Origin of the sequence: Serratia sp. 3ACOL1 (assembly GCF_003668775.1) — a bacterium.
Classification (GTDB): Bacteria; Pseudomonadota; Gammaproteobacteria; order Enterobacterales; family Enterobacteriaceae; genus Chania; species Chania fonticola.
Genome location: NZ_CP033055.1, coordinates 4834043 through 4857515 on the forward strand (window position 1 = coordinate 4834043; position 23473 = coordinate 4857515).

21 protein-coding genes are annotated in these 23473 nt (G+C 56.0%); 11 read left to right on the top strand and 10 right to left on the bottom strand.

Annotation, left to right across the window (positions count from 1 at the left end; genetic code table 11):
* Positions 1-229 precede the first annotated feature (229 nt).
* The 7 genes from aroK (at position 230) to trpS (ending at position 6525) form a co-directional block, all read left to right on the top strand.
* Positions 230-751 carry a shikimate kinase AroK gene (aroK, locus tag D9980_RS21760; protein WP_005271698.1) on the top strand — a complete coding sequence of 174 codons (522 nt, stop codon included), beginning with the start codon at positions 230-232 and terminating at the stop codon, positions 749-751.
* Positions 752-845: 94 nt separating this feature from the next.
* On the top strand, positions 846-1943 hold the full coding sequence (gene aroB, locus D9980_RS21765; protein WP_121608424.1) for a 3-dehydroquinate synthase: 1098 nt from the start codon (positions 846-848) through the stop codon (positions 1941-1943).
* Between the two features lie 281 nt (positions 1944-2224).
* Complete coding sequence (locus D9980_RS21770; protein WP_121608425.1) at positions 2225-3217, top strand: SPOR domain-containing protein; 993 nt, start codon at positions 2225-2227, stop codon at positions 3215-3217.
* 84 nt (positions 3218-3301) lie between these two features.
* Complete coding sequence (gene dam, locus D9980_RS21775; protein ID WP_021807471.1) at positions 3302-4123, top strand: adenine-specific DNA-methyltransferase; 822 nt, start codon at positions 3302-3304, stop codon at positions 4121-4123.
* Between the two features lie 26 nt (positions 4124-4149).
* Positions 4150-4827, top strand: a complete 678-nt coding sequence (gene rpe, locus D9980_RS21780) for a ribulose-phosphate 3-epimerase (protein ID WP_024482734.1) — start codon at positions 4150-4152, stop codon at positions 4825-4827.
* Positions 4820-5518, top strand: coding sequence for a phosphoglycolate phosphatase (locus D9980_RS21785; protein ID WP_121608426.1), 699 nt, complete (start codon positions 4820-4822; stop codon positions 5516-5518). Before rpe ends, D9980_RS21785 begins: the two co-directional genes overlap by 8 nt.
* A gap of 2 nt (positions 5519-5520) precedes the next feature.
* Positions 5521-6525, top strand: coding sequence for a tryptophan--tRNA ligase (gene trpS, locus D9980_RS21790; RefSeq protein WP_021181695.1), 1005 nt, complete (start codon positions 5521-5523; stop codon positions 6523-6525).
* A 122-nt stretch (positions 6526-6647) separates the two neighbouring features.
* Here the strand turns inward: trpS and cysG are convergent, their stop codons facing one another.
* From cysG to nirB, 4 genes are all read right to left on the bottom strand, one after another.
* Entirely contained in the window at positions 6648-8051 is a 1404-nt protein-coding gene (gene cysG, locus D9980_RS21795) for a siroheme synthase CysG (RefSeq protein WP_121608427.1), read from the bottom strand.
* 53 nt (positions 8052-8104) lie between these two features.
* On the bottom strand, positions 8105-8905 hold the full coding sequence (gene nirC, locus D9980_RS21800) for a nitrite transporter NirC (RefSeq protein WP_024482731.1): 801 nt from the start codon (positions 8903-8905) through the stop codon (positions 8105-8107).
* A 498-nt stretch (positions 8906-9403) separates the two neighbouring features.
* A complete protein-coding gene (nirD, locus tag D9980_RS21805; protein WP_121608428.1) occupies positions 9404-9733 on the bottom strand; it encodes a nitrite reductase small subunit NirD in 330 nt (109 codons plus the stop codon).
* Complete coding sequence (gene nirB / locus D9980_RS21810) at positions 9730-12279, bottom strand: nitrite reductase large subunit NirB (protein ID WP_121608429.1); 2550 nt, start codon at positions 12277-12279, stop codon at positions 9730-9732. The genes nirD and nirB overlap by 4 nt, the downstream gene beginning before the upstream one ends.
* A gap of 287 nt (positions 12280-12566) precedes the next feature.
* On the opposite strand from nirB, the gene D9980_RS21820 reads away from it, so the two are divergent.
* Entirely contained in the window at positions 12567-13850 is a 1284-nt protein-coding gene (locus tag D9980_RS21820) for a cytosine deaminase (protein WP_121608430.1), read from the top strand.
* 119 nt (positions 13851-13969) lie between these two features.
* On the opposite strand, the gene tsgA is transcribed toward D9980_RS21820, so the two are convergent.
* The 6 genes from tsgA to D9980_RS21850 all read right to left on the bottom strand — a co-directional run bounded on the left by tsgA (position 13970) and on the right by D9980_RS21850 (position 19776).
* The gene (gene tsgA, locus D9980_RS21825; protein WP_024482728.1) at positions 13970-15154 is read right to left on the bottom strand and encodes an MFS transporter TsgA; all 1185 of its coding nucleotides are present in this window, start codon (positions 15152-15154) and stop codon (positions 13970-13972) included.
* A 233-nt stretch (positions 15155-15387) separates the two neighbouring features.
* A complete protein-coding gene (locus tag D9980_RS21830) occupies positions 15388-16368 on the bottom strand; it encodes a LacI family DNA-binding transcriptional regulator (protein ID WP_121608431.1) in 981 nt (326 codons plus the stop codon).
* Between the two features lie 89 nt (positions 16369-16457).
* Positions 16458-17768, bottom strand: a complete 1311-nt coding sequence (locus D9980_RS21835) for a 6-phospho-beta-glucosidase (protein ID WP_024482726.1) — start codon at positions 17766-17768, stop codon at positions 16458-16460.
* Positions 17765-18103 (bottom strand): PTS lactose/cellobiose transporter subunit IIA, encoded by a 339-nt coding sequence (locus D9980_RS21840; protein ID WP_037411230.1) that lies wholly within the window; start codon positions 18101-18103, stop codon positions 17765-17767. The genes D9980_RS21835 and D9980_RS21840 overlap by 4 nt, the downstream gene beginning before the upstream one ends.
* A 25-nt stretch (positions 18104-18128) precedes the next feature.
* Positions 18129-19454, bottom strand: coding sequence for a PTS sugar transporter subunit IIC (locus tag D9980_RS21845; protein ID WP_024482724.1), 1326 nt, complete (start codon positions 19452-19454; stop codon positions 18129-18131).
* A gap of 16 nt (positions 19455-19470) precedes the next feature.
* Positions 19471-19776 (bottom strand): PTS sugar transporter subunit IIB, encoded by a 306-nt coding sequence (locus D9980_RS21850; RefSeq protein WP_024482723.1) that lies wholly within the window; start codon positions 19774-19776, stop codon positions 19471-19473.
* Positions 19777-20087: 311 nt separating this feature from the next.
* On the opposite strand from D9980_RS21850, the gene ppiA reads away from it, so the two are divergent.
* The 3 genes from ppiA (at position 20088) to btsR (ending at position 23364) form a co-directional block, all read left to right on the top strand.
* Positions 20088-20657 (top strand): peptidylprolyl isomerase A, encoded by a 570-nt coding sequence (ppiA, locus tag D9980_RS21855; protein ID WP_021181682.1) that lies wholly within the window; start codon positions 20088-20090, stop codon positions 20655-20657.
* 296 nt (positions 20658-20953) lie between these two features.
* Entirely contained in the window at positions 20954-22639 is a 1686-nt protein-coding gene (locus tag D9980_RS21860; protein ID WP_024482722.1) for a sensor histidine kinase, read from the top strand.
* A complete protein-coding gene (gene btsR / locus D9980_RS21865) occupies positions 22639-23364 on the top strand; it encodes a two-component system response regulator BtsR (RefSeq protein WP_021181680.1) in 726 nt (241 codons plus the stop codon). The genes D9980_RS21860 and btsR overlap by 1 nt, the downstream gene beginning before the upstream one ends.
* Positions 23365-23473: the final 109 nt, after the last annotated feature.

Here is a 23473-nt window from a genome sequence, read left to right on the forward strand (position 1 = left end):
CAGGCTGAAACCTGGGATCCATAGGGTATAAGACGCCGTTAAAAACGTATGGTTTCCCTCCTGCGGCGTGGATAGTGATTTATTCGGTTGCCAAACTACCAAGAGTGTTGAGATAATTTTTCGTCTGATCTCGCACTATCGCTCATGAGGTTTCAGTTTAGGTCCCGCCGCTAATTTGATTGGCGGGGCGGGTTATCATTAACGAATTGTCTTAGTAATACCGAAAAACATGGCAGAGAAACGCAATATCTTTCTGGTTGGGCCTATGGGTGCCGGCAAAAGCACTATTGGCCGTCAGTTAGCTCAGCAACTCAATATGGAGTTTTTCGACTCCGATCAAGAAATTGAGCGACGTACCGGAGCTGACGTGGGCTGGGTATTCGACGTGGAAGGGGAAGAAGGTTTCCGCGATCGTGAAGAAAAAGTCATTAATGAACTGACGGAAAAGCAAGGGATTGTGCTGGCTACCGGCGGGGGCTCGGTTAAGTCGCGTGAAACGCGTAACCGCCTGTCGGCGCGTGGTGTCGTGGTCTATTTGGAAACCACTATCGAGAAGCAGTTGGCCCGTACACAGCGCGACAAGAAGCGTCCGCTGCTGCAGGTAGACTCTCCTCCGCGTGAGGTGCTGGAAGCGCTGGCTAGAGAGCGTAATCCGTTGTACGAAGAAATTGCAGATGTCACTATCCGCACCGACGATCAAAGCGCTAAAGTGGTTGCCAACCAGATTATCAACATGCTGGAAAGTAACTGATAGCGGGTTCCGTGTTGGCCGCGGGCAAATGCGGAAATTCTGATTGTGTTCCCCGCGTTGGCGGGGATAAACCACACCGAGAACTGAGCGCGACATGGAGAGAATTACCGTAACGCTTGGGGAGCGTAGCTACCCGATTACCATAGCCGCCGGATTGTTTGACGATCCGGCTTCTTTTATGCCGCTAAAGGCGGGTGAACAGGTCATGCTGGTCACCAACCAGACTTTGGCACCGTTGTATCTGGAGCGAATCCGGTCGGTGCTGGAACAGGGCGGCGTAGTGGTGGATCAGGTGATTCTACCTGATGGCGAACAGTATAAATCTCTGGCCGTACTCGAGCAGGTGTTCTCGGCGCTGCTGGAAAAGCCCCACGGTCGCGATACCACGTTAGTTGCCTTCGGCGGCGGCGTGATTGGCGATCTGACCGGCTTTGCCGCAGCGTGCTATCAACGCGGTGTGCGTTTTATCCAGGTTCCTACCACGCTGCTCTCGCAGGTGGACTCCTCCGTTGGCGGCAAAACCGCCGTCAATCATCCGCTCGGTAAAAATATGATCGGCGCCTTCTACCAACCGGCTTCGGTGGTGGTAGATCTGGACTGCCTGCGTACTTTACCGGCGCGTGAACTCTCCTCTGGTCTGGCGGAAGTGATCAAATACGGGATTATTCTCGATGGTGATTTTTTCGTCTGGCTGGAAAATAATATTGATGCGCTGGTTGCGCTGGATATGGACGCGTTAGCGTACTGTATCCGCCGCTGTTGCGAATTGAAGGCCGAAGTGGTGGCTGCCGATGAACGTGAAAACGGTCTGCGGGCGCTGCTCAACCTGGGCCATACCTACGGCCATGCCATCGAAGCCGAAATGGGCTACGGTGTCTGGCTGCACGGTGAAGCCGTGGCGGCTGGCATGGTGATGGCTGCTGAAACAGCACGTCGTCTGGGCCAGTTCTCGGCTGACGATATCGAACGGATCAAGGCGCTGCTGCTGCGCGCCGGTTTGCCGGTTTGCGGGCCGCAGGAAATGACGCCTGAGGCCTATCTGCCACACATGCTGCGTGATAAAAAAGTGTTGGCGGGGGCGTTGCGTTTGGTATTGCCGAAGGGCATTGGTGAAGCAGAAGTTCGTGGCGGTGTTGCCCATGAGCTGGTGCTGGCATCTATCGCCGACTGTTTACCAACACAGCGCGCGTAAGTCGGTTACACTCAATAGCATTAACGTTTCGCCAGGTTGATATGCAGCCGTTTCTTTGCTGCTATCCGGGCTGAACCTTGCCCGCCGGGCAATTCCATGGATGGCGTAATTTGACGCAGGTCGACAGTGCTTGAGCTTGCGGGCTATAACAGTAGCTTGGCTGCTGTTAGACTCTATAAAAATTGTGCGCAGGGCGAGACAGATGTCGCTTTGCCATCATCGGGTTAATAGTCTCGAACCACCTGGGTGGCGAGATTTTGCCTCTAGTTGGAGGGTTTCAGATGGATGAATTTAAACCAGAAGACGATCTCAGGCCTGATACCAGCGATCGCCGTCCTTCGCGTTCACGTCGGCCAGCCGCAACTGGGCCGCGTTTTGCCGTTTCACGTCAGCATATGATGATTGGGATTGGCATTTTGGTGCTGCTGTTGCTGATCATAGGCATCGGTTCGGCGCTAAAGGCACCTACCAAGCACGAGGTTGCGCAACAAGGGGCAACCCGCGACATCAATCTGTCGGGCTCATCGTCGCTGACCACCAGCAACAACGGCGTTGCGGGCGGCACTACGGATACCAACGATAACAACGGTGTCAGCACCTCTCAGCCTCAAACTGTTAGCGTCCCACCTATCTCCAGCACGCCGACCGAAGCACAACCTGTAGCGCCACAGGGCGGTGCTGGTGAGCGTGTCGATCTACCTGGCAACATGGCCGATGCCTTGTCATCACAGCAAGGTCAGGTTGATGCAGCTGCCGCGCAAAATATTAATGCCCCAGCTTCCGCTTTACCAACCGCTCCGGCGACCGTGATGAACGGTGCTACCGCGCGTCCGGCGGCGAATGGCAATGCAACCGCTGCGACGCAGCCGCATAAAACGTCTGCCACCAAGCCATCAGCCACCAAGCCGACAGCATCGGTCAAACCTTCTGCGACCACCACCACGGTTTACACCCCACCGGCCAAAGGCAAGAGTGGTGTGGTGAGCGGCAGCGGAAGCTCACTGAAAACCGCACCGGGTAGCCATTACACGCTGCAGTTGAGCAGTGCCTCACGCTCCGATACGTTGAATGCCTTTGCCAAGCAACAGAATTTGCCACACTTTATGGTGTACGAGACCAAGCGTGATGGTAAGCCCTGGTATGTGTTAGTGAGCGGCAACTACGCTTCTTCGGCGGAGGCCAAGCGTGCCATCGCCACGCTGCCGGCGGAAGTTCAGGCGAAAAAACCATGGGTCCGTCCTGTACAGCAAGTACAGCAAGACCTGAAAAAATAATCATTAATTTTGTGCGCTGATGTGCTGTCTGAAGCAGAGTACATATCCGCCGCTCTGAATTGTAATAAGTAGCTAACTGACGGCATGAAGAAAAACCGCGCTTTTTTAAAATGGGCTGGTGGAAAATACCCGCTGATAGACGAGATCCGTCGTCATTTACCAGAGGGTAACTGCTTAATCGAGCCCTTCGTGGGCGCGGGTTCAGTCTTCCTGAACACAGAGTACGAGGCTTATATTCTCGCCGATATCAACAGCGACCTTATCAGCCTGTATAACATCGTTAAGCTGCGCACGAGTGATTTCGTGCGCGATGCCCGCTTGCTTTTCACCGACGAATTCAATAACTCAGAGCAGTTCTACCTGCTGCGCGAAGAGTTCAACACCACTGCCGATGAGTATCGGCGTGCGCTGCTGTTCCTGTATCTGAACCGCCACTGCTATAACGGCCTGTGCCGCTATAACCTGCGTGGTGAGTTCAATGTGCCGTTTGGGCGTTACAAGAAGCCCTACTTCCCGGAAGAAGAGCTGTATTGGTTTGCTGAAAAATCACGCAATGCCACTTTTGTCTGCGAGCACTATCACGATACCATGGTGAAGGCGACCCAAGGTGCGGTGGTCTATTGCGATCCGCCATATGCTCCTCTGTCGGCAACGGCGAATTTTACCGCTTATCACACCAACAGCTTTAGCCTGGCCGATCAGCAAGGGCTGGCGCGCATTGCGCATCAGCTGTCGGTTGAAAGTCAGGTGCCGGTGTTGATTTCCAACCATGACACCGAGCTGACGCGTGACTGGTATCAGCATGCTTCGCTGCATGTGGTGAAGGCTCGTCGCACCATCAGCCGCAATATTTTAGGCCGTAGTAAAGTGAACGAACTTCTGGCGCTGTATAAAAAAGCTGAATAACTCGACCCCTACGTTTGGAGAAGCGGATGAAAAAGTTTTTGATTGCCCCGTCCATTCTGTCTGCAGATTTTGCCCGCCTGGGTGAAGATACTGCCAAAGTGTTGGCCGCCGGTGCTGACGTGGTGCATTTTGACGTGATGGATAACCACTACGTGCCTAATCTGACGATCGGGCCAATGGTGTGCGAAGCCTTGCGCAATTACGGCATTACCGCACCGATTGACGTCCATCTGATGGTAAAACCGGTCGATCGCATCGTGCCGGACTTTGCCAAGGCTGGGGCAACCTACATCTCTTTCCATCCCGAAGCTTCCGAACACGTTGACCGTACCATCCAACTGATCAAAGAGAACGGTTGCAAGGCGGGTCTGGTGTTTAACCCAGCGACCCCGTTGAGCTATCTCGATTACGTGATGGACAAGATCGACGTGATCCTGCTGATGTCGGTCAACCCTGGTTTTGGTGGTCAATCCTTTATCCATGGCACGTTAGACAAGCTGCGTCAGGTTCGCAAACTGATCGACGAAAGCGGCCGCGACATTCGCCTGGAAGTGGACGGCGGCGTGAAGGTAGACAACATTGCTGAGATCGCTGCAGCGGGCGCGGACATGTTCGTGGCAGGCTCGGCCATCTTTGGCAAACCGGATTACCGCGCGGTGATCGATCAGATGCGCAGCGAGCTGGCAAAGGTGAGTCATGGCTGATTTTAGCGCTATCCGTGGTCTGGCCTTCGATCTCGACGGCACGCTGGTAGACAGTGCACCGGGATTGGCGGCGGCCATCGATATGGCGTTGGCTGAAATGGGTCTGCCGCAGGCCGGTGAGGCCCGTGTTGGCACCTGGATTGGTAACGGTGCCGATGTGCTGGTCCAGCGTGCGCTGCGCTGGGCAGAGGTGGAAGCCACGCCAGAGCTGTGCCTGCAAATGCGTCAACGTTTCGACCATTTCTATGGGCAAACCGTAGAAAGCGGCAGCCGCCTGTTTCCACAGGTAATAGAGACGCTGGCCCAGTTGGCCAAGCTTGGCTACCCGCTAGCGCTGGTCACCAACAAACCGACACCCTTTGTGGCCCCTTTGCTGACGTCGCTCGGCATTATCGACTTTTTCTCACTGATTATCGGCGGTGACGACGTGGTGGAGAAAAAGCCACATCCTGCCCCGCTGTATCTGGTGTTCGGGAAGCTTGGCCTGCGGGCCGGTGAAGTGCTGTTCGTCGGTGATTCACGCAATGATATTCAGGCGGCGCAGGCGGCAGGTTGCCCGAGCGTCGGTCTGACTTACGGATATAACTACGGTGAAGCGATCGCCCTGAGCCACCCCGACCGCGTGTTGGAGCGCTTCGCCGATTTGTTGCCCGCACTTGGGCTGTCATCTTTAGAAGATCGGGAAATTTAACTATGAGTAAGCCCATCGTTTTCAGCGGCGCGCAGCCGTCCGGTGAACTGACTATCGGCAACTACATGGGGGCGCTGCGCCAGTGGGTGCAGCTGCAGGACGAGTTTGATTGCATCTACTGCATAGTCGATCTGCATGCCATCACCGTGCGTCAGGATGCACAACAGCTGCGAAAAGCCACCCTGGATACGCTGGCGCTGTACCTGGCCTGTGGCATCGATCCAGAGAAAAGTACCATCTTCGTGCAGTCTCATGTGCCAGAACATACGCAACTGAGCTGGGTGCTGAACTGCTACACCTATTTCGGTGAACTGAGCCGCATGACCCAGTTCAAAGACAAGTCGTCGCGCTATGCGGAAAACATCAACGCCGGTCTGTTCAGCTATCCGGTACTGATGGCAGCAGACATTCTGCTGTACCAGACCAATCAGGTGCCGGTCGGTGAAGACCAGAAGCAGCATCTGGAACTGAGCCGTGACGTTGGCCAGCGCTTTAACGCGCTGTACGGCGACGTGTTCAAAGTGCCGGAGCCGTTTATTCCGAAATCTGGTGCGCGCGTGATGTCGCTGCAAGAGCCGACCAAGAAAATGTCCAAGTCGGACGATAACCGTAACAACGTGATCGGCCTGCTGGAAGATCCGAAGGCGGTGACCAAGAAGATCAAACGCGCAATGACCGATTCCCAGGATCCGCCGGTCATTCGTTACGACGTTGCCAATAAAGCGGGGGTGTCCAACCTGTTGGATATCCTTTCCGGTGTGACCGGCAAGAGCATTGCCCAGTTGGAAGCCGAGTTTGAGGGCCAGATGTATGGTCACCTGAAGGGCGCTGTAGCAGAGGCCGTGTCTGGTATGTTGGTCGAGCTGCAAGAGCGTTATCACCGTTTCCGCAACGATGAGGCTCTGTTACAGCAGGTGATGCGTGATGGCGCGGCGAAAGCCCGTGCTCGTGCGCAGGAAACCTTGGCGAAGGTGTATGAAGCCGTAGGTTTTGTACCACATCCTTAATGGATGCAGACACCATCTCAGTCAGTTCGCCAGCTAGGGGCGCAGCATGCGCGCCCCTAGGATCGAAACTACAAGCTTAGCAACATTGCTAGCAATCTGAAGCGGCCAAAGGGTCGCTTTTTTTATGCTATTTTGCTTAGGTCTGCTGGTGTTTCCCGGCAGGCATTCCAGTTCAGCTTGCTGCGCAGGCTGACGACGCTGCCAACGATAATCAGGCTTGGGCTGGCTGCCTGTTTGGCTAGCTCACCCAGCTGTGCCAGTTCGCCTTCGATCACTTTCTGGCGAGTTGAGGTACCGTTTTCGACCAGCGCCACGGGCATTGAGGCCGCCATACCGTGAGCGATCAACTGCTGCTGGATTTCTGCCGCCTGGGTTAATCCCATATAGAACACCAGCGTCTGCTGCTTGGCGGCAAGCTGTGCCCAGTCCAATCCGCCGTCGGCCTTGGCATGGCCCGTCACCAAACGCACGCTTTGCGCGTGATCGCGGTGGGTGAGGGGAATGCCGCTGTAAGCCGAACAACCCGAAGCCGCCGTGATCCCTGGCACTACCGAAAAGGGAATATCCGCTTCGGCCAGCGTTTCCAGTTCTTCGCCACCTCGGCCAAAGATGAAGGGATCGCCCCCTTTTAGCCGGACGACACGCAGGCCTCGTCTGGCCTGTTCCACCAGGATCTGATTGATGTGTTCCTGGGGTACGCAGTGGTATCCGGCACGCTTGCCCACAAAGATTCGCTCGGCATCACGGCGCACCAGGGCCATAATTTCTTCAGAGACCAGGCGATCGTAAACGACCACGTCAGCCTGTTGGATTTGTTGCAGGCCTTTCAGCGTCAGCAGGCCAGCATCACCGGGGCCTGCGCCTACCAGCACCACTTCGCCCTGTTCTTCTGGCCGATCGGTGAACAGTTTTTCAACCTGCTGGTTGGCCTGCGAGGTATCGCCGTTGGCCAGGGATTGTGCCAGCCTGTCGTGTACGAACAACCTTTCCCAGAAGCGGCGACGAGCGCCAATGCTGGCAAATTCCTGCTTTACCCGCTGGCGCAATGAACCCGCCAACTGAGCCAGTTGACCCAGATGCTGTGGCAGAATGGCTTCCAGTTTTTCCCGTAGCAGACGTGCCAGCACCGGGGCTTTGCCCCCGGAAGAAACGGCCACCATAATCGGCGAACGATCGATAATCGAAGGCATGATAAAGCTGGCGCGTTTGGGGTCGTCCACCACGTTGCAGAACACCTGCCGTTGGTTGGCGCACTGATAGACCAGGGCGTTGACTTCCACCCGATCGGTGGCGGCAATCACTAACCATTTTTCTGTCAGCAAGTCGGCAGAAAACTCACTTTCTACCAGCGTCACCTGGCCTTGTTCGGCCCAGATCAGGAATTGCTCACTGAACTGGAGCGAGTTGACGGTCAACTGAGCACCTGCGTCTAGCAGCAGGCGAGCCTTACGTTCAGCGACTTCCCCGCCGCCGACCAGCAGGCAGGCTTTGTGTTGCAGTTGGCAGAAAATGGGTAAGTAATCCATCGGCAATCCTCGGGGAAGTGGTAAACGGGGGCGATCGCTCACCCCCAAAATCATTATGCGTTTTGGCGAGCAGCAGCAATCTCAGCCTGTGGACGCTGGGCACGTGGCGTGGCATACCAGTAACCGAGGCCCATAAAGACGGCACCAGAGACCATATTGCCCAGAGTCACCCACAGCAGGTTATGACCGATACCGCTCAGGGTATAGGCTTCGCTGTGGTGGCCGAACCAGGACAGGGCAAACAGCGTCATGTTAGCTACCGAGTGCTCGTAACCGGAAGCGATAAATGCCAGCAAACACCACCAGATGGCGATGAATTTGGCCGCGCCTTCAACGCGCAGTGCCATCCAGATCGCCAGGCAAACCAGCCAGTTACACAGCACGCCTTTGAAGAACAGTACTTCTGCCGGGGCGGTGGTTTTGGCCAGCGCCACGGTATGCACCAGGCTGGTATCCATCGGCAGCAGGCTACCGCCGCCGTAGTAATACATCAGCGCGACCAGCACCGAACCGAGCAGGTTACCCAACCAGGTTTGTGGCAGGACGGCCCACATCTGGCTGTGCTTGATGGTACCGGCTTTGACGCCCAGCATCAGAAACATGGTATGGCCGGTGAACAGCTCTGAACCGGCGATGATCACCAGCGTCAGTGCGATACCGAAGGTGGCACCCATGACCAACGGACGTATGGACGGATCCACCAGGTTGCCGAGGGTAAAGATCAGGATGATGCCAAGGCCGACGTAGGCCCCGGCCATAGCGGAACTGATCCAGAAGCCGAGCGGACTCTCTTTGGCCAGTTTGACGATACGTGCCGCGTTGGCAGCACATTTGTTGATGGTGTCGGCGAACATAAATTTCCCTGGAAATGAATAATAAAAAGTGTGTTTGTAATAAGGGTAATGCTGGTCAGTTAGGCAAAAAGAAACGCCCTCACCCTAACCCTCTCCCCCAGGAGAGGGGACCGATCGAGCTAGTTGATTGTTTAGCGTTTAACCTTGCCTTTGTTGTTTCTACTCTCTACTTTCCGCAGCTGCCTGGGTTAACTACGTGCTCTGGAAAGCTCCCTCTCCCCCAGGAGAGGGGACCGATCGAGCTAGTTGATTGTTTAGCGTTTAACCTTGCCTTTGTTGTTTCTACTCTCTACTTTCCGCAGCTGCCTGGGTTAACTACGTGCTCTGGAAAGCTCCCTCTCCCCCAGGAGAGGGGACCGATCGAGCTAGTTGATTGTTTAGCGTTTAACCTTGCCTTTGTTGTTTCTACTCTCTACTTTCCGCAGCTGCATGGGCTAACTACGTGCTCTGGACAGCTCCCTCTCCTTTTGGGAGAGGGTTGGGGTGAGGGGCGAAGGATTACTTGGCCGCCACCTGAACTAGGCCGTCGACTACCCTGCTGGCGAAGCTGGCCACGGAGCGGGTCTCATCTTCCAGACAGAAACCGTCGTGCAGGCGGAAATGCTGTTTTTTCAGCGGGCTGGCGACCCACAATTCACCCTGATGCTCGGCAATCAGGCCGCGAGAAAGTACGCTGGCCTGGGCAAACGGGTCGATATTGCTGATGGCAAACAGCCGTTCGTCGGCATAAGGGCGGAATATCGCCACCTGCTGGGTGCCGATCAGCGCACACACGCCGGTCGCGGGCAGAATATCGGCGATGGGGCAAACGGTGATCCACTGGCTCATGCGTTGTTCTCCTCGGTTGCAAGCCAAGTAACGGGAATGCGTTCATCCGGGCGTGCTGGGCGATGTTGCTCGCGCTCGGCCACGACCTGAACGTTAGGATCGCGCTGGCTGTTGTTAATAAAGTGGGCGAAACGCACCTGCGATGCAGGATTTTCGACAGTGGCTTTCCATTCGCAGATCACCGCTTCGCGCAGGCGGGCAATTTCGGTTTCCAGCTGTGCGTTGATGCCCAGCTTGTCGTCGATAATCACCTTGCGCAGATAATCGATGCCGCCTTCCAGGCTTTCCAGCCAGACCGAAGTACGCTGCAACTTATCGCCGGTGCGGATGTAGAACATCATGAAACGGTCGAGGTAACGCATTAGCGTTTCGTTGTCGAGATCGGCGGCCAGCAAATCGGCATGGCGCGGTTTCATCCCGCCGTTGCCGCAGACATAAAGGTTCCAGCCGTTCTCGGTGGCAATAATGCCGACGTCTTTACCCTGCGCCTCGGCACACTCACGGGTGCAGCCGGAAACGCCAAACTTCATCTTGTGCGGGGTACGGATGCCTTTGTAACGGTGTTCAAGCTGTACGCCGAAGCCAACGCTGTCACCCACGCCATAGCGGCACCAGGTGCTGCCGACGCAGGTTTTCGCCATCCGCAGCGCCTTGGCGTAGGCGTGGCCGGTTTCGAAGCCGGCGGCGATCAGCTTGCTCCAGATGGCGGGCAGATCGTCTTTCTGCGCACCGAACATGCCGATACGCATCGAGCCGGTCATCTTGGTGTACAGGTTGTATTCTTTGGCAATCTGGCCGACGGCGATCAGACCTTCCGGCGTGATTTCACCACCGGCAGAGCGTGGGATCACCGAATAAGTGCCGTCTTTCTGGATGTTGCCCAGGAAGTTGTCGTTGGTATCTTGCAGCGGCGTGTGCTGCGGCTTGAGCACATACTCGTTCCAGCAGGAGGCCAGCAGTGAACCGACGGTCGGTTTACACACTTCACAGCCGTAGCCTTTGCCGTATTTCGCCAACAGCTCGTCGAAGGTTTTAATGCCTTCAACCCGGATCAGGTGATACAGCTCCTGGCGGGAATAGGCAAAGTGTTCGCATAGGTGATGGTTAACCTCAATGCCTTGTTTGCTCAATTCGGCATTCAGCACCTGGGTGATCAGTGGAATACAGCCGCCGCAGCCGGTACCGGCCTTGGTCTCGGACTTGATCGCCGCCACGGTATGACAGCCCATATTCACTGCCTTGATGATATCGCCTTTGCTGACGTCGAAGCAGGAACAGATCTGTGCGGTTTCTGGCAGTGAATCTACGCCGATGGCAGGCTTGCTGCCGGCATGGGCTGGCAGGATCAGGCTGTCTGGGTTTTCCGGCAGTTCGATGTTGTTGAGGGCCAGCTGCAGCAGGTTGCCGTAGTCGCTGGTATCGCCAACCAGCACCGCGCCGAGTAACGTTTTGTTGTCTGCGCTGACGACCAGGCGCTTGTACACCTCTTTGCTTTCATCCAGATAGACGTAGCTGCGGGCACCTTCGGTGCGCGCGTGCGCATCACCAATGCCCCCAACATCGACCCCCAGCAGCTTCAGTTTGGCGCTCATATCGGCACCCTGGAAGCTGTTTTCACGGCTCAGCAGATGGTCGGCGGTGACCTGAGCCATCTTGTAGCCCGGCGCTACCAGGCCAAAGGTGCGCTGCTGCCAGGAGGCGCATTCGCCGATGGCGTAAACGTCCGGATCGGAGGTCTGGCAGTTATCGTTAATCGCAATGCCACCGCGTGGGGCGGTAGCCAGCCCGCATTGGTGAGCCAGTTTGTCCTGCGGGCGGATGCCGGTGGAGAAGACGATAAAGTCGACTTCCAGCTCGCTGCCGTCGGCAAAGTGCATGGTTTTGCGTGCGCTTTTGCCGCCGTTGATGATTTCAGTGGTGTTCTTGCCGGTGTGGACTTTGACACCCATGCGCTCGATCTTGCGGCGCAGCTGGTCGCCACCCATCGGATCGAGCTGTTCTGCCATCAACATCGGCGCGAACTCGATCACGTGGGTTTCCACGCCCAGGCTTTTCAGTGCGCCTGCCGCTTCCAGGCCGAGCAGGCCACCGCCCACCACTGCACCACGTTTACTACGGCGGGCGCAGGATTCGATAGAGTTAAGATCTTCAATGGTGCGGTAAACGAAGCAGTCCTGAGTCTCTGAACCTTTGATCGGCGGGATCCACGGGTAGGAGCCGGTCGCCATGATCAGCTTGTCGTAATACACCGTGCGGCCGGTATTGGAGTGGATCACTTTCTCTGCGCGGTTAATGGTGATCGCGCGCTCGCCCACCAGCACTTTGACACCCTGTTTTTCGTAGAAGCCTTCGCGGACCAGCGAAAGCTCTTCGGCAGTGTGGTGGGAGAAATAGGAGGAGAGATGCACGCGGTCGTAGGCGATGCGTGGTTCTTCACAAAAGATGGTGATGTCGAACTGGTCTTTGTCTGCCTTTTCCAGCAGATCTTCGATAAAGCGGTGGCCGACCATGCCGTTGCCGATAACCGCGAGTTGGACTCTGCTCATTATTGCCTCAAAATTCTGATTTCCTGGATGTACCTTATTCCTCCCAGAAGGCAATTTATTGATACAGGTCAAGCTAGCCCCTATATACCTCTAAGGTGGTATATCTATGATTTATATCGATATTTGATAAGTTGCGGTTTTTACTCAACTTTAGCTGAATCGAGCCAGTTAATGGAAAAAGTACTCCTTGGGGAGTAGCGAAAGGGGAGAGGCGCCAAGCGGCGATTTTGTCAGCTCGTCATTGCCCAGTATGATGAAAGAAATGGTGAGCCGAGCAGAGGTAAAAAATGGCGAACAATCCGGTCAAGTTTATCGATAACCTGCGCCTGAGCGGGCATGAAGGGCTATGGCAGTTGGCCATTGAGCAAGGGCGGATCGTGCATATCATTCCACAGCCTGAGGGGCTGGAGTGGCGCAGCGACGTGTTGGATGCCGAAGGCGGGCTGGCGCTGCCGCCGTTTATCGAGCCGCATATCCACCTGGATACCACGCAAACTGCCGGGCAGCCTGCATGGAACCAGTCCGGCACGCTGTTTGAAGGCATTGAACGCTGGGCAGAGCGCAAAGCACTGCTCACCCATGAAGACGTGAAGCAACGCGCGTGGCAGACGTTGAAGTGGCAAATCGCCAACGGCGTGCAGCATGTGCGCACCCATGTCGACGTCTCTGATCCTACACTGACCGCGCTGCGCGCCATGCTGGAGGTCAAGCAGGAAGTCGCTCCTTGGATCACATTGCAAATTGTGGCCTTCCCTCAGGAAGGGATCATGTCGTATCCCAATGGGGAAGCCTTGCTGGAGGAGGCGTTACGGCTCGGGGCGGATGTGGTCGGGGCTATCCCGCATTTTGAATTCACCCGCGAATACGGCGTGGAGTCGCTGCACAAGGCTTTTGCCCTGGCGCAAAAATATGATCGGCTGGTGGACGTGCACTGCGACGAGATTGACGACGAGCAGTCCCGCTTTGTGGAGACCGTGGCCGCGCTGGCGTTGAAGCTGGAGATGGGCGCCAAGGTTACCGCCAGCCACACCACCGCGATGCATTCCTACAATGGGGCCTATACCTCAAGGCTGTTCCGGCTGCTGAAAATGTCCGGTATCAACTTCGTGGCCAACCCGTTGGTGAATATTCACCTGCAAGGACGTTTCGATACTTATCCTAAACGGCGTGGCATCACCCGGGTGAAAGAGATGCTGGAAGCAGGCATCAACGTCTGCTTTGGTCATGACGACGTGTTTGACCCCTGGTATCCGCTGGGCACCGCCAATATGTTGCAGGTGCTGCATATGGGGCTCCACGTCTGCCAACTGATGGGCTATGGCCAGATCGATGACGGTTTGAATCTGATCACTACCCACAGCGCACGAACCCTGAATCTGACGGATTATGGTTTGCGTGCAGGCAATAGTGCCGATTTGGTGATCTTACCTGCAGACAGCGGTTTTGACGCAGTACGCCGCCAGACGCCGGTACGCTATTCGATCCGTGCTGGTGCGGTCATCGCGGCCACCCAGCCTGCGCAAACCACGCTGTATCTGGAGCAGGAAGAGCAGGTCGACTTCAGGCGTTAGACATAAAAAAAGGGTTCTGCGTTGGCAGAACCCTCGGATTGATGACAAACCTTAATCGACCAATAAATGGGCGCAGCATGCGGCGCCCCTACGGCAGTATATGTTCGCCCCTGGTATAATTAATGCGTGGTATGCCCATGGTTGCGGTGCTTGGTCACAAAACCGAGCAGCAGACACATCACAAACACCGCCAGATACAGGCCGTTGGCCGTAGTCAGCGCGGCATGGACTCCGCTGCTGGCAACTATCGGGCCGGTGACTACGAAGGTTAGCATGGTACCGATGGTGCCGCAGGTCAGGATAAAGTTGACCAGCTTCGGTGAGGAAACCTTGGTTTGCTGCGAGCCGAGCGTGATCAGCGTGGTGTAGATCGCGCTGGAGACGAAGCCCAGAGCCATGATGTAGTAGCTCAGGTACTCAGGATTATCGGTGCTGATAAACAGGTACATGGCACCCGTTGCCAGCGCGGCCAGCACGGTGACGATGCGTTGGAGGTCAAAGAAACGCAGCACGAAGCTGAACACCCACATACCGATCATGTAAGAAGTCCAGAAATTGCTGACCACCTTGCCCGCCTGGTCGATATTCATGCCGAAGGTTTTGGTGGCGTATTCCGGCACCCATTGGATAAAGCCCAACTGGCCAAGGATGTAGCACAGCGCAGCGATAGCCAGGAACAGCACGCCGACGCCCCATTTCTCTTTCACCACCGGCTCGCTGCTTTTCTCCCCTTTGTCACCCAGAACCGGGAACTCGGAACACAGCGTCAGCACGAAGATGGCCAGGTACAGCACCCCAATGCAGGCGTAAACCCAGTACCAGCCAATGCTTCGCGCCAGCAGCATTGCGGCGATTATCGGGAAGATCATCCCGGCCATGCTGAAGAAGGAGTCGGTAAACAGCAGGCGTGAACCGCGTTGGCGGCCCGCATACATATGGGTGATCAGGAAGGTGCCGATCGACATGGTGATACCGCTGACCACGCCGAGCACAAACATGCACAGCGAGAACAGGGTCAGGCTTTTGCCCACCATCAGCCCGGCGATGGCCAGCAGCATCAGGATAAAGCCAAAGATCAGCTGACGTTTCAGCGGAATAATTTCCATCAACCAGGCATTAAGGAAGATTGAAATCAAAATACCCGCGTTAAGGAAGGTAAAGGTATTGCTCATGCTGGAAACTGGCAGATTGAAATACTCTGCGATGTTTCCCATCACCATCCCTGTGACGATCACTAATGCACCGGTCAGCGCATAAGAGAAGAAGCTGATCCAGGTTAGCCGGATGCGGTTGCTGTCATTCATGTATATAGGCCTGATTATCTTTGTTGTGGTTTATACCCGTGGGCTGTCAGGCTGTAACCTGAAATCCCTAGGGTTTAAAGCTGGCATAAGGCCGCAGGTTTTTCCTGGTAAAAACTGGAAAAGATCCCGATCAGGCCACCAGGAGGCGGATCCTAGCATAGACAACGGGAGTTTATGTGACGAGCATCGATTTTTTGATGCAAGGGATGAAAGGTTTTTAGATTTTTATGTGATCAACTACCGGGTGTGGCGATCGAATCACGCTGGATGATGGTCGGCTCAAAGCTCACCGGTGCGGTCAGTGGATCTATCAGCAGACGAGCGGCATATTGCGCCATCTCGGTAATGGGGAAATGCACGCTGGTGAGCGCCGGGCGGACAAAAGGCGCCCGCTCGCCGCTGTCATAGCAGATCAATGAGATATCCTGCGGTACGCGCAGATGTCGTTCATTAATCGCCAGCAGGGCACCCATCGCCATTTCTTCGTTGCAGCAGTAGATCGCCGTAGGCAGCGTTTTGCTGCGCAGCAGCTGGTCAGCGCACTGGTAGCCGCTTTCCAGGTCATACACCCCTTCCGGGCAGCCTAGCGGTTGCAGATTGGCGGCCTGCATCGCATTGAGGAACCCTTGCAATCGCTGTTGGCTGGAGGCTCGCTGGGCTGGGCCGCTGATACAGGCAATGCGCCGATGGCCCGCGTCGATCAACTGCTGGGTAGCAAGCTGGCTGGCGTAAACGTGATCGAAGGTGACACAGCGATCTTCCAGGCCAGGGACCAGGCGATCCAGTAGCACAAAGGAGCGCTGTTCGGCAGCCAACTGACGTAGCCGATCATCGCTGAGGCAGCGCACGTGCAGGATCACGCCGTCGCAACGCAGGCTGAACAGGCGTTGGATCGCCAGCAGTTCATTTTCCGCACTGTTACGGCCTTGGGTCACCAGCAGCTGTTTACCGTTGGACTCGGCTTCGGTTTGGACGAAATCCATCAGGGCGCCAAAGAAGCCCCCTCGGTATGAGGTGGTGACCAGGCCCAAGGTGTTACTTTGGCTGGACGCCAACGCCCTGGCTGCCGGGTTGGGGGTATAGCCCAGTTCGGCCACCGCCCGTTTGACCTTCTCGCGGGTGAGCGCTTTGACCTTGTTATCGCCGTTGACCACGCGTGACACAGTCGCGCGGGATACGCCCGCTATCGCTGCGACATCTTCCAGTGTCACCATGTTACTGCTCCTGATTAGGGGCTTATCCCCCCACTTGATCAGATTACAGGAGATAAGTGGGTCCGGCGAGCCGAACCCAATGTTGATGGTTATGCGTTAAACTGCGGCAAATAGGCTTTATTCACCTCCAGCACTTCTTCCAGCAGCGGCTGGGCAATTTGGGCGTTGGCGACCAGAGGATTGGTGACCAGTGCCAGCAGCCCACTGCGGCGATCGCCATGCACGGCGGCTTCGATCGTCAGGCGTTCATAGGCTTTAACCTGCTGGGTCAGCGCATGCATCGAATCCGGCAGTTGGCCAAACGTCAGCGGATGGGCGCCCTGAGCATCGACGATACAGTTGGTTTCTATCACAGCATCGTCTGGCAAACCGCGAATAGCGCCACGGTTTGCGGTATTGACCACTAATTGCGTGCCGAGATTGTTGTGAATGGCCCTGATCAGCTCCAGCGCCACTTCGGAATAGAACGAACCGCCACGGAAACTGAGCTGCTCAGGTTTGCTGTCGAGATGTGGGTCTGCATACAGCTCGAACAACTCCTTCTCTACTTTCATCACCTGTTCGGCACGGGTACCGCGTTCGGCTGCGGCGGCAATCTCTTCCGCCAGCATCTCTTTGGTCTGATAGAAGTAGCGGTGGTAAGGGCAGGGGATCGCCCCAACGGCGCGCAGGAATTCCGGCGGCCAAGGTTCTTCCTTGATGTTGTTCATGGTCAGCGCGGCACCGTCACACAGCATGTCGATCACTTTGCCGGTCACGTCCTTGCCGTTTTGCAGCACCTGGTGGACCCACACCATGTGGTTCAACCCGGCAAATTGCAGCTGTACCTCGGCGTAAGGGGCCTTCAGCATATTGGCGATCATGTGATGCATGCTGATCGGCACGTTACACAGGCCGATAATTTTCGCCTTGGTATAACGCGAAACGGCTTCGGTCACGATACCGGCCGGGTTGGTAAAGTTGATGATCCAGGCATCGGGTGCCAGCTGTTCAACCTTGCGGGCGATATTCAGCATCACCGGGATGGTGCGCAACGCCTTGGCAAAACCGCCAACGCCGGTAGTTTCCTGGCCGATCAGTTGGTATTTCAGGCCTAGGCGTTCGTCGGCTGCTCTGGCAGGCAACTGACCCACGCGGAACTGGGTGAGGACGAAACTGGCACCGCGAATGGCCTCGTCCAGGTTGAAATGCACGCTGACCTTTACCTGCTCCAGGCCGTTACGGGCCAGCATACGCTGGGTTAATGCGGCAATGATCTCGACCTTCTCCCGGCCAGGCTCAACGTCCACCAGCGCCAGCTCGGTCACCGGTAACTCTTCAATTCGCAGGATCAGGCCTTCCACCAACTCCGGCGTGTAGCTGCTACCACCGCCAATAATGGCAATTTTTAATGCGCTCATGAGCGGGCCTCCAATTGTACCTGACGGCGATAAAGTTCGATCATGTCATCGGCCAGATCCTGAATGACCATGGCGTTCATCAAGTGATCCTGCGCGTGTACGGTGATTAGGGTGATGGCCAGTTTGCCGCAGCCTTCGTCCATGCCGATCAGCTGGGTCTGAATGCGATGCGCCTGCTTCACCGCTTGCTTGGATTCGGCCATATGCTCGGCGGAACCGGTGAAATCACCGGCACGGGCCTGTTGCAAAGCCATCAGCGCGCTGCTGCGGGCGCTACCGGCAAATACCAGCAGCTCCATAATGGTGCTTTCAAAATCCTGGCTGACTTCAGCCATCAGTTCAGTCACGTTATCTCTCCTGTTACTGTGCGGCGGCGGCGTTGCTGGCTTCGCGTTCAGCCTCGGCTTGCTCGTGTTCCTGCGCCAATAGTTGTTTTTCATACACTTTGAAGAACGGCAGCCAGATCGCCAGGTCTATCACCATCAGCACCAGCACCAATACGGCGGCACGGATATCCCAGGAGGCGGAGATCATCGCTCCCAGCGGTGCCGGAGCGGTCCAGGGGGCCATCGCCACCATTTTCTCCACCATGTCCCAGTGCAGGGCGAAATAAGCCAGAGTGGCGTTAACCATCGGCACCACAATCAACGGGATAAACAGCGTTGGGTTCATCACCACCGGTGAACCAAACAGCAGCGGTTCATTGATATTGAAGGCCGCCGGGACCACGCTAAGCTTGCCGATGGTGCGCAGATGAATGGAGCGGCTGCGTAGATAAAGGAAGGCCAACACCAGCGTGGAGCCAGAGCCGCCGATACAGACATAGAAAGACCAGAATGGCGCGGTCAGCGTTTGGGTCATGGCTGCACCGTTGGCGACCAGCGCGGCGTTAGTGGCCAGGTTAGCCATAAAGATTGGGTTCAGCAGGCCGGTCACGATGTTGTCGCCGTGAATACCGGCAAACCACAGCAGGTTGGCAATCAGCACCGCCAAAAGGATGGCTGGTAGCGTATCGCCAACGGAAATCAGCGGCTGGAACACCTGCATAATCGCGGCGGGCAGCAGCAGTTGGAATTCGCTCTGCATCAGGAGGCTGACGGGGTAGACCGTCAACAGAATGCCCACCACCGGGTACAGCAGTTCAAACGAACGGGCAATGGCAGGAGGAACCTGTTCCGGCATGCGAATGGTGATGTTGTACTTTTTCAGCAGGCGGATCAGTTCGACCGACCAAATGGCGCAGATCAGGGCAGTGAATACCCCCTGGCCACCTAGAAAATCGAGGGACATCTTGTTGTCGACCTGTGGCGCAGAAGCCAGCAGGAATGCCATCAGCGACAGCAGCGCCGCGGTCAGGGCGTCCATTTTGTAGTGTTTTGCCAGACTGTAGGCGGTACCAATAGAGACAAATACGCTCATCAACCCCATGGTCATAAAGAACGGCATGGTGATGGTGTCCCAGTGCTTCTTGGCGAACCCTAGCCAGGCTTGCCCAAAGCTGGAGGTAGTGGTCGCGTCAAACGGCGGGTTGGCGACGATCAGCATGATACTGCCGACGATCAAAAACGGCATGGCGCTGATAAAACCGTCACGAATGGCAATAATATGGCGCTGGCTACCGATCCGGCCAGCCAGTGGCGCGATATGGCTTTCGACCACGCGCATCAGGGAAGCGTATAGGCTCATGGGGTTCTCCGCGGCGTCAGGCGATCAGGCTGAGGGCTTGGTCTAATACCTTGTCACCGCGCAGGGTGCCGTAATCCATCATGTCGATGACGGCGACCTGCAGGCCATGTGGCCCGGCAAGCTGGCTGAAGCGGGCCAGTTCGTACTTCACCTGTGGCCCCAACAGCACCACGCTGGCGGTTGGCAGCTCGGCTTCAAAATCCGCAGCCGGTACCGCCACAATCTCCACGGCCAGTTCGCGCTTTTGCGCTTCGGTTTGCATGCGTTTGACCAGCATGCTGGTAGACATCCCCGCGGCACAGCACAGCACTATCTTCTTCATCATTGCTCTCCAGTATTATTATGGTTATCAGCGCAAATGAGAGCGCTCTCATTTGTTTAGCCTAGCTGGATTGCAGATCCAAACCGGGATTTGTGTCGCAAAAACCGCTGAAGGGCGAAAATGGGCAAATAATGCGTGATCGGCTTGGCAAAAATCAGTACGGGGATCATACTGTCGGCAGGAAAAAACCGGGCGCACTCAGAAACGTCCGGCAATTGAGTAAATATAGGTAAATGGCTGGCGCTGCCGGGCGCAGCTCTTTAGAATCAAAGCGCTTTCCGTTGTTTGTATCTCAAAGAAAGGACCCGTTCATGTTCAAACGTACTTTAGTGACCTTCGTTGCGCTGTGTTCCCTGACAGCCATGGCACCCGCCGCATTAGCCGCCGGTGAAACCCACGTCATGCTGACCACCTCGGCAGGGAATATCGAATTGGCGCTCGACAGTCAGAAGGCACCGGTCTCAACCAAGAACTTTATTGACTACGTGAACAGCGGTTACTACAACAACACCGTTTTCCACCGCGTGATCCCAGGTTTCATGGTTCAGGGCGGCGGTTTTACTGCGGATATGCAGCAGAAAACCACCAATGCACCGATCAAGAACGAAGCCGACAACGGCCTGCGTAACCTGCGTGGCACCATTTCCATGGCGCGTACCGCCGATAAAGACAGCGCCACCAGCCAGTTCTTCCTGAACGTGGCAGACAATGCGTTCCTCGATCATGGTCAGCGTGATTTTGGCTACGCGGTATTTGGCAAGATCGTTAAAGGGATGGACGTGGTAGATAAAATCTCCCAGGTACCAACCGGCAACGTCGGTCCTTACCAGAATGTCCCGAGCAAACCTATCGTGATCCTGTCGGCCAAAGTGCTGCCATAAATCACCCAAGCCGGTCTCTAGCTGGGGGCCGGCCTGCTTTTCCCTCCTGAATGTTTGCCTGCATCACTGTTTTTTTCGATCCCACGTGATTTAATTGCCCGCTTTTATACCCTATGGATTTCAAGTTGCAGCTAGGCGACAAACTTACTCATCCCCAGGAGCTTACTTTTGGGTAAGTGACTGGGGTGAGTAAGTGCAGGTAACAACGCTGCAGCTTGAAAGACGACGGGAATATAACCAGACCGGATACCCGGCACTTTTTTGATCGCCCCCGTTGTTCAGGATGAGCCGTTTTTATGTACGAATTTAACCAGGTGTTACTGCTGCTACAGCAGATGTGCGTGTACCTCGTCATTGCCTATCTGCTGAGCAAGACGCCGCTGTTTATTCCGCTGATGCAGGTGACCATCCGTCTGCCGCACAAGCTGCTGTGCTACGTCATTTTCTCGGTGTTCTGCATTATGGGCACCTACTTTGGCCTGCATATTCAGGACTCCATCGCCAATACCCGCGCCATCGGCGCCGTGTTGGGCGGGCTGCTGGGTGGGCCTTCCGTTGGTTTTCTGGTTGGCCTGACGGGTGGCCTGCATCGTTATACGCTGGGGGGCATGACAGACGTCGCCTGTGCGATCTCCACGGTGGCCGAAGGGCTGGTTGGCGGCATTGTGCATAGCATTGCCATGCGGCGCGGGCGTATCGATCTGCTGTTCAACCCGCTGTTTGTCGCTGGGATTGCGTTGGTGGCAGAAGTGCTGCAAATGGCGATTATCCTGATCGTTGCGCGTCCGTTCCCCGAAGCGGTGCTGCTGGTGGAGCATATCGTCCTGCCGATGCTGATCGCCAATACCGTCGGCGCCGCCATGTTTATGCAGATCCTGCTGGATCGGCGGGCGATGTTTGAGAAATACACCAGTGCCTTCTCCTCCAAGGCGTTGAAGATTGCCGAACGTACCGAGGGTATTCTGCGCCAGGGGTTTGACCAGGAAAACAGCATGAAGGTGGCGCGGGTGGTCTATCAGGAGCTGGGCATCGGCGCCGTGGCGATCACCGATCGTGACAAGCTGCTGGCTTTTATCGGCATTGGTGACGACCACCATCTGCCGGGCACTCCGATCTCCTCGGTCCACTCCCATCGCGCCATCGATAACAACGAGGTGGTGTATGCCGACGGCAATGAGCTTTCTTACTGCTGCTCCATCAACGGCAATTGCAAACTAGGTTCGACACTGGTGATCCCACTGCGTGGTGAAAACCAGCGAGTGATTGGCACCATCAAACTGTATGAACCCAAGACCAAGCTGTTTAGCACCATCAACCGCACGCTGGGGGAAGGGATTGCCAGCCTGCTGTCGGCGCAAATCATGGCCGGGCAATATGAGCGCCATAAACAGCTGCTGGCCCAGTCGGAAATCAAACTGCTGCATGCGCAGGTGAACCCGCATTTCCTGTTCAACGCCCTGAATACGCTGGTGGCGGTGATCCGCCGCGATGGCGACCGGGCCTGCGAACTGGTGCAGTATCTGTCGACCTTTTTCCGCAAAAACCTCAAGCGTTCCGACGATGAGGTGAGCCTGGCGGACGAGATCGAACATGTGAACGCCTATCTGCAGATCGAAAAGGCCCGTTTTGCCGATCGGCTGGAGATCACCGTTTCTCTACCGGAAGAGTTGCTGGCAGTGCGTTTACCGGCTTTCTCACTGCAGCCAATCGTGGAAAATGCCATCAAGCACGGCACTTCGCATCTGTTGGGGATTGGCCGTGTCGATATTGGTGCACGTCTGGAAGGTGATCACTTGCTGCTGCAGGTGACGGATAACGCCGGGCTGTTCCGTCAGCAGACCGGTGGCAGCGGGTTGGGGATGAACCTGGTCGATCGGCGTATCCGCGTGCGCTATGGTGAAGATTATGGCGTGCAGGTCACCTGCGAACCTGAAGCCTATACTTGCATCACCCTTAACGTTCCCTTGGCGAGGGCTGCTTGATGTTGAACGTACTGATTGTTGATGACGAGCCCTTTGCCCGCGATAACCTGCGCCACCTGCTGGAAGAGGAAGAGGGCATTACCATTATTGGTGAATGCGCCAATGCCATTGAGGCCATCAGCCAAATCCACCGCTTGCAACCGGACGTGGTGTTCCTGGACATCCAGATGCCGCGTATCAGCGGGTTGGAAATGGTTGGCATGCTCGACCCGAACCGTATGCCCTACATCGTGTTTCTGACGGCCTATGACGAATACGCGGTGCAGGCCTTCGAGCAGCATGCGTTTGATTACCTGCTGAAACCGGCGGAGCCGAATCGGCTGAATAAAACCCTGCAGCGCCTGCATCAGCGCCGTGCTCCGCAGAATATTGCGGCGTTAGATGAAAGCGCGGGCTACCTGAAATACATTCCCTGCACCGGTCACAGCCGGATTTACCTACTGCGTTTCGACGAGGTGATCGCTATCCGCTCACGCTCGACCGGGGTGTATGTGGTACGCAATGACGGCATGGAGTGTTTCACCGAACTGACGCTACGCACGTTGGAAAGCCGCACACCATTGGTGCGCTGCCACCGGCAATATCTGGTGAACCTTGAGCAGGTCAAAGAGATCCGTTTTGAAGAAAGTGGCACGGCGGAAATGATTATGTCGGTGGGGGAGCCGGTACCGGTCAGCCGCCGCTATCTCAAATCGCTGAAAGAAGAGCTGGGGTTACGCGGATAACGTAAGCGACTCAGTTCGGCATGAGAGCACCTGAATGGGGCCCTTTTGTTTGTCCTTGACGGGTTTACGTCTCGCTTATAGCCTTGATGATATCAACGGGCGCATTCGC

What these genes read in the sequence shown, in the direction of transcription:
- aroK (WP_005271698.1), top strand. Translation starts at nt 230, where the DNA reads ATGGCAGAGAAACGCAATATCTTTCTGGTTGGGCCTATGGGTGCCGGC.
- aroB (WP_121608424.1), top strand. Translation starts at nt 846, where the DNA reads ATGGAGAGAATTACCGTAACGCTTGGGGAGCGTAGCTACCCGATTACC.
- D9980_RS21770 (WP_121608425.1), top strand. Translation starts at nt 2,225, where the DNA reads ATGGATGAATTTAAACCAGAAGACGATCTCAGGCCTGATACCAGCGAT.
- dam (WP_021807471.1), top strand. Translation starts at nt 3,302, where the DNA reads ATGAAGAAAAACCGCGCTTTTTTAAAATGGGCTGGTGGAAAATACCCG.
- rpe (WP_024482734.1), top strand. Translation starts at nt 4,150, where the DNA reads ATGAAAAAGTTTTTGATTGCCCCGTCCATTCTGTCTGCAGATTTTGCC.
- D9980_RS21785 (WP_121608426.1), top strand. Translation starts at nt 4,820, where the DNA reads ATGGCTGATTTTAGCGCTATCCGTGGTCTGGCCTTCGATCTCGACGGC.
- trpS (WP_021181695.1), top strand. Translation starts at nt 5,521, where the DNA reads ATGAGTAAGCCCATCGTTTTCAGCGGCGCGCAGCCGTCCGGTGAACTG.
- cysG (WP_121608427.1), bottom strand. Translation starts at nt 8,051, where the DNA reads ATGGATTACTTACCCATTTTCTGCCAACTGCAACACAAAGCCTGCCTG.
- nirC (WP_024482731.1), bottom strand. Translation starts at nt 8,905, where the DNA reads ATGTTCGCCGACACCATCAACAAATGTGCTGCCAACGCGGCACGTATC.
- nirD (WP_121608428.1), bottom strand. Translation starts at nt 9,733, where the DNA reads ATGAGCCAGTGGATCACCGTTTGCCCCATCGCCGATATTCTGCCCGCG.
- nirB (WP_121608429.1), bottom strand. Translation starts at nt 12,279, where the DNA reads ATGAGCAGAGTCCAACTCGCGGTTATCGGCAACGGCATGGTCGGCCAC.
- D9980_RS21820 (WP_121608430.1), top strand. Translation starts at nt 12,567, where the DNA reads ATGGCGAACAATCCGGTCAAGTTTATCGATAACCTGCGCCTGAGCGGG.
- tsgA (WP_024482728.1), bottom strand. Translation starts at nt 15,154, where the DNA reads ATGAATGACAGCAACCGCATCCGGCTAACCTGGATCAGCTTCTTCTCT.
- D9980_RS21830 (WP_121608431.1), bottom strand. Translation starts at nt 16,368, where the DNA reads ATGGTGACACTGGAAGATGTCGCAGCGATAGCGGGCGTATCCCGCGCG.
- D9980_RS21835 (WP_024482726.1), bottom strand. Translation starts at nt 17,768, where the DNA reads ATGAGCGCATTAAAAATTGCCATTATTGGCGGTGGTAGCAGCTACACG.
- D9980_RS21840 (WP_037411230.1), bottom strand. Translation starts at nt 18,103, where the DNA reads ATGGCTGAAGTCAGCCAGGATTTTGAAAGCACCATTATGGAGCTGCTG.
- D9980_RS21845 (WP_024482724.1), bottom strand. Translation starts at nt 19,454, where the DNA reads ATGAGCCTATACGCTTCCCTGATGCGCGTGGTCGAAAGCCATATCGCG.
- D9980_RS21850 (WP_024482723.1), bottom strand. Translation starts at nt 19,776, where the DNA reads ATGAAGAAGATAGTGCTGTGCTGTGCCGCGGGGATGTCTACCAGCATG.
- ppiA (WP_021181682.1), top strand. Translation starts at nt 20,088, where the DNA reads ATGTTCAAACGTACTTTAGTGACCTTCGTTGCGCTGTGTTCCCTGACA.
- D9980_RS21860 (WP_024482722.1), top strand. Translation starts at nt 20,954, where the DNA reads ATGTACGAATTTAACCAGGTGTTACTGCTGCTACAGCAGATGTGCGTG.
- btsR (WP_021181680.1), top strand. Translation starts at nt 22,639, where the DNA reads ATGTTGAACGTACTGATTGTTGATGACGAGCCCTTTGCCCGCGATAAC.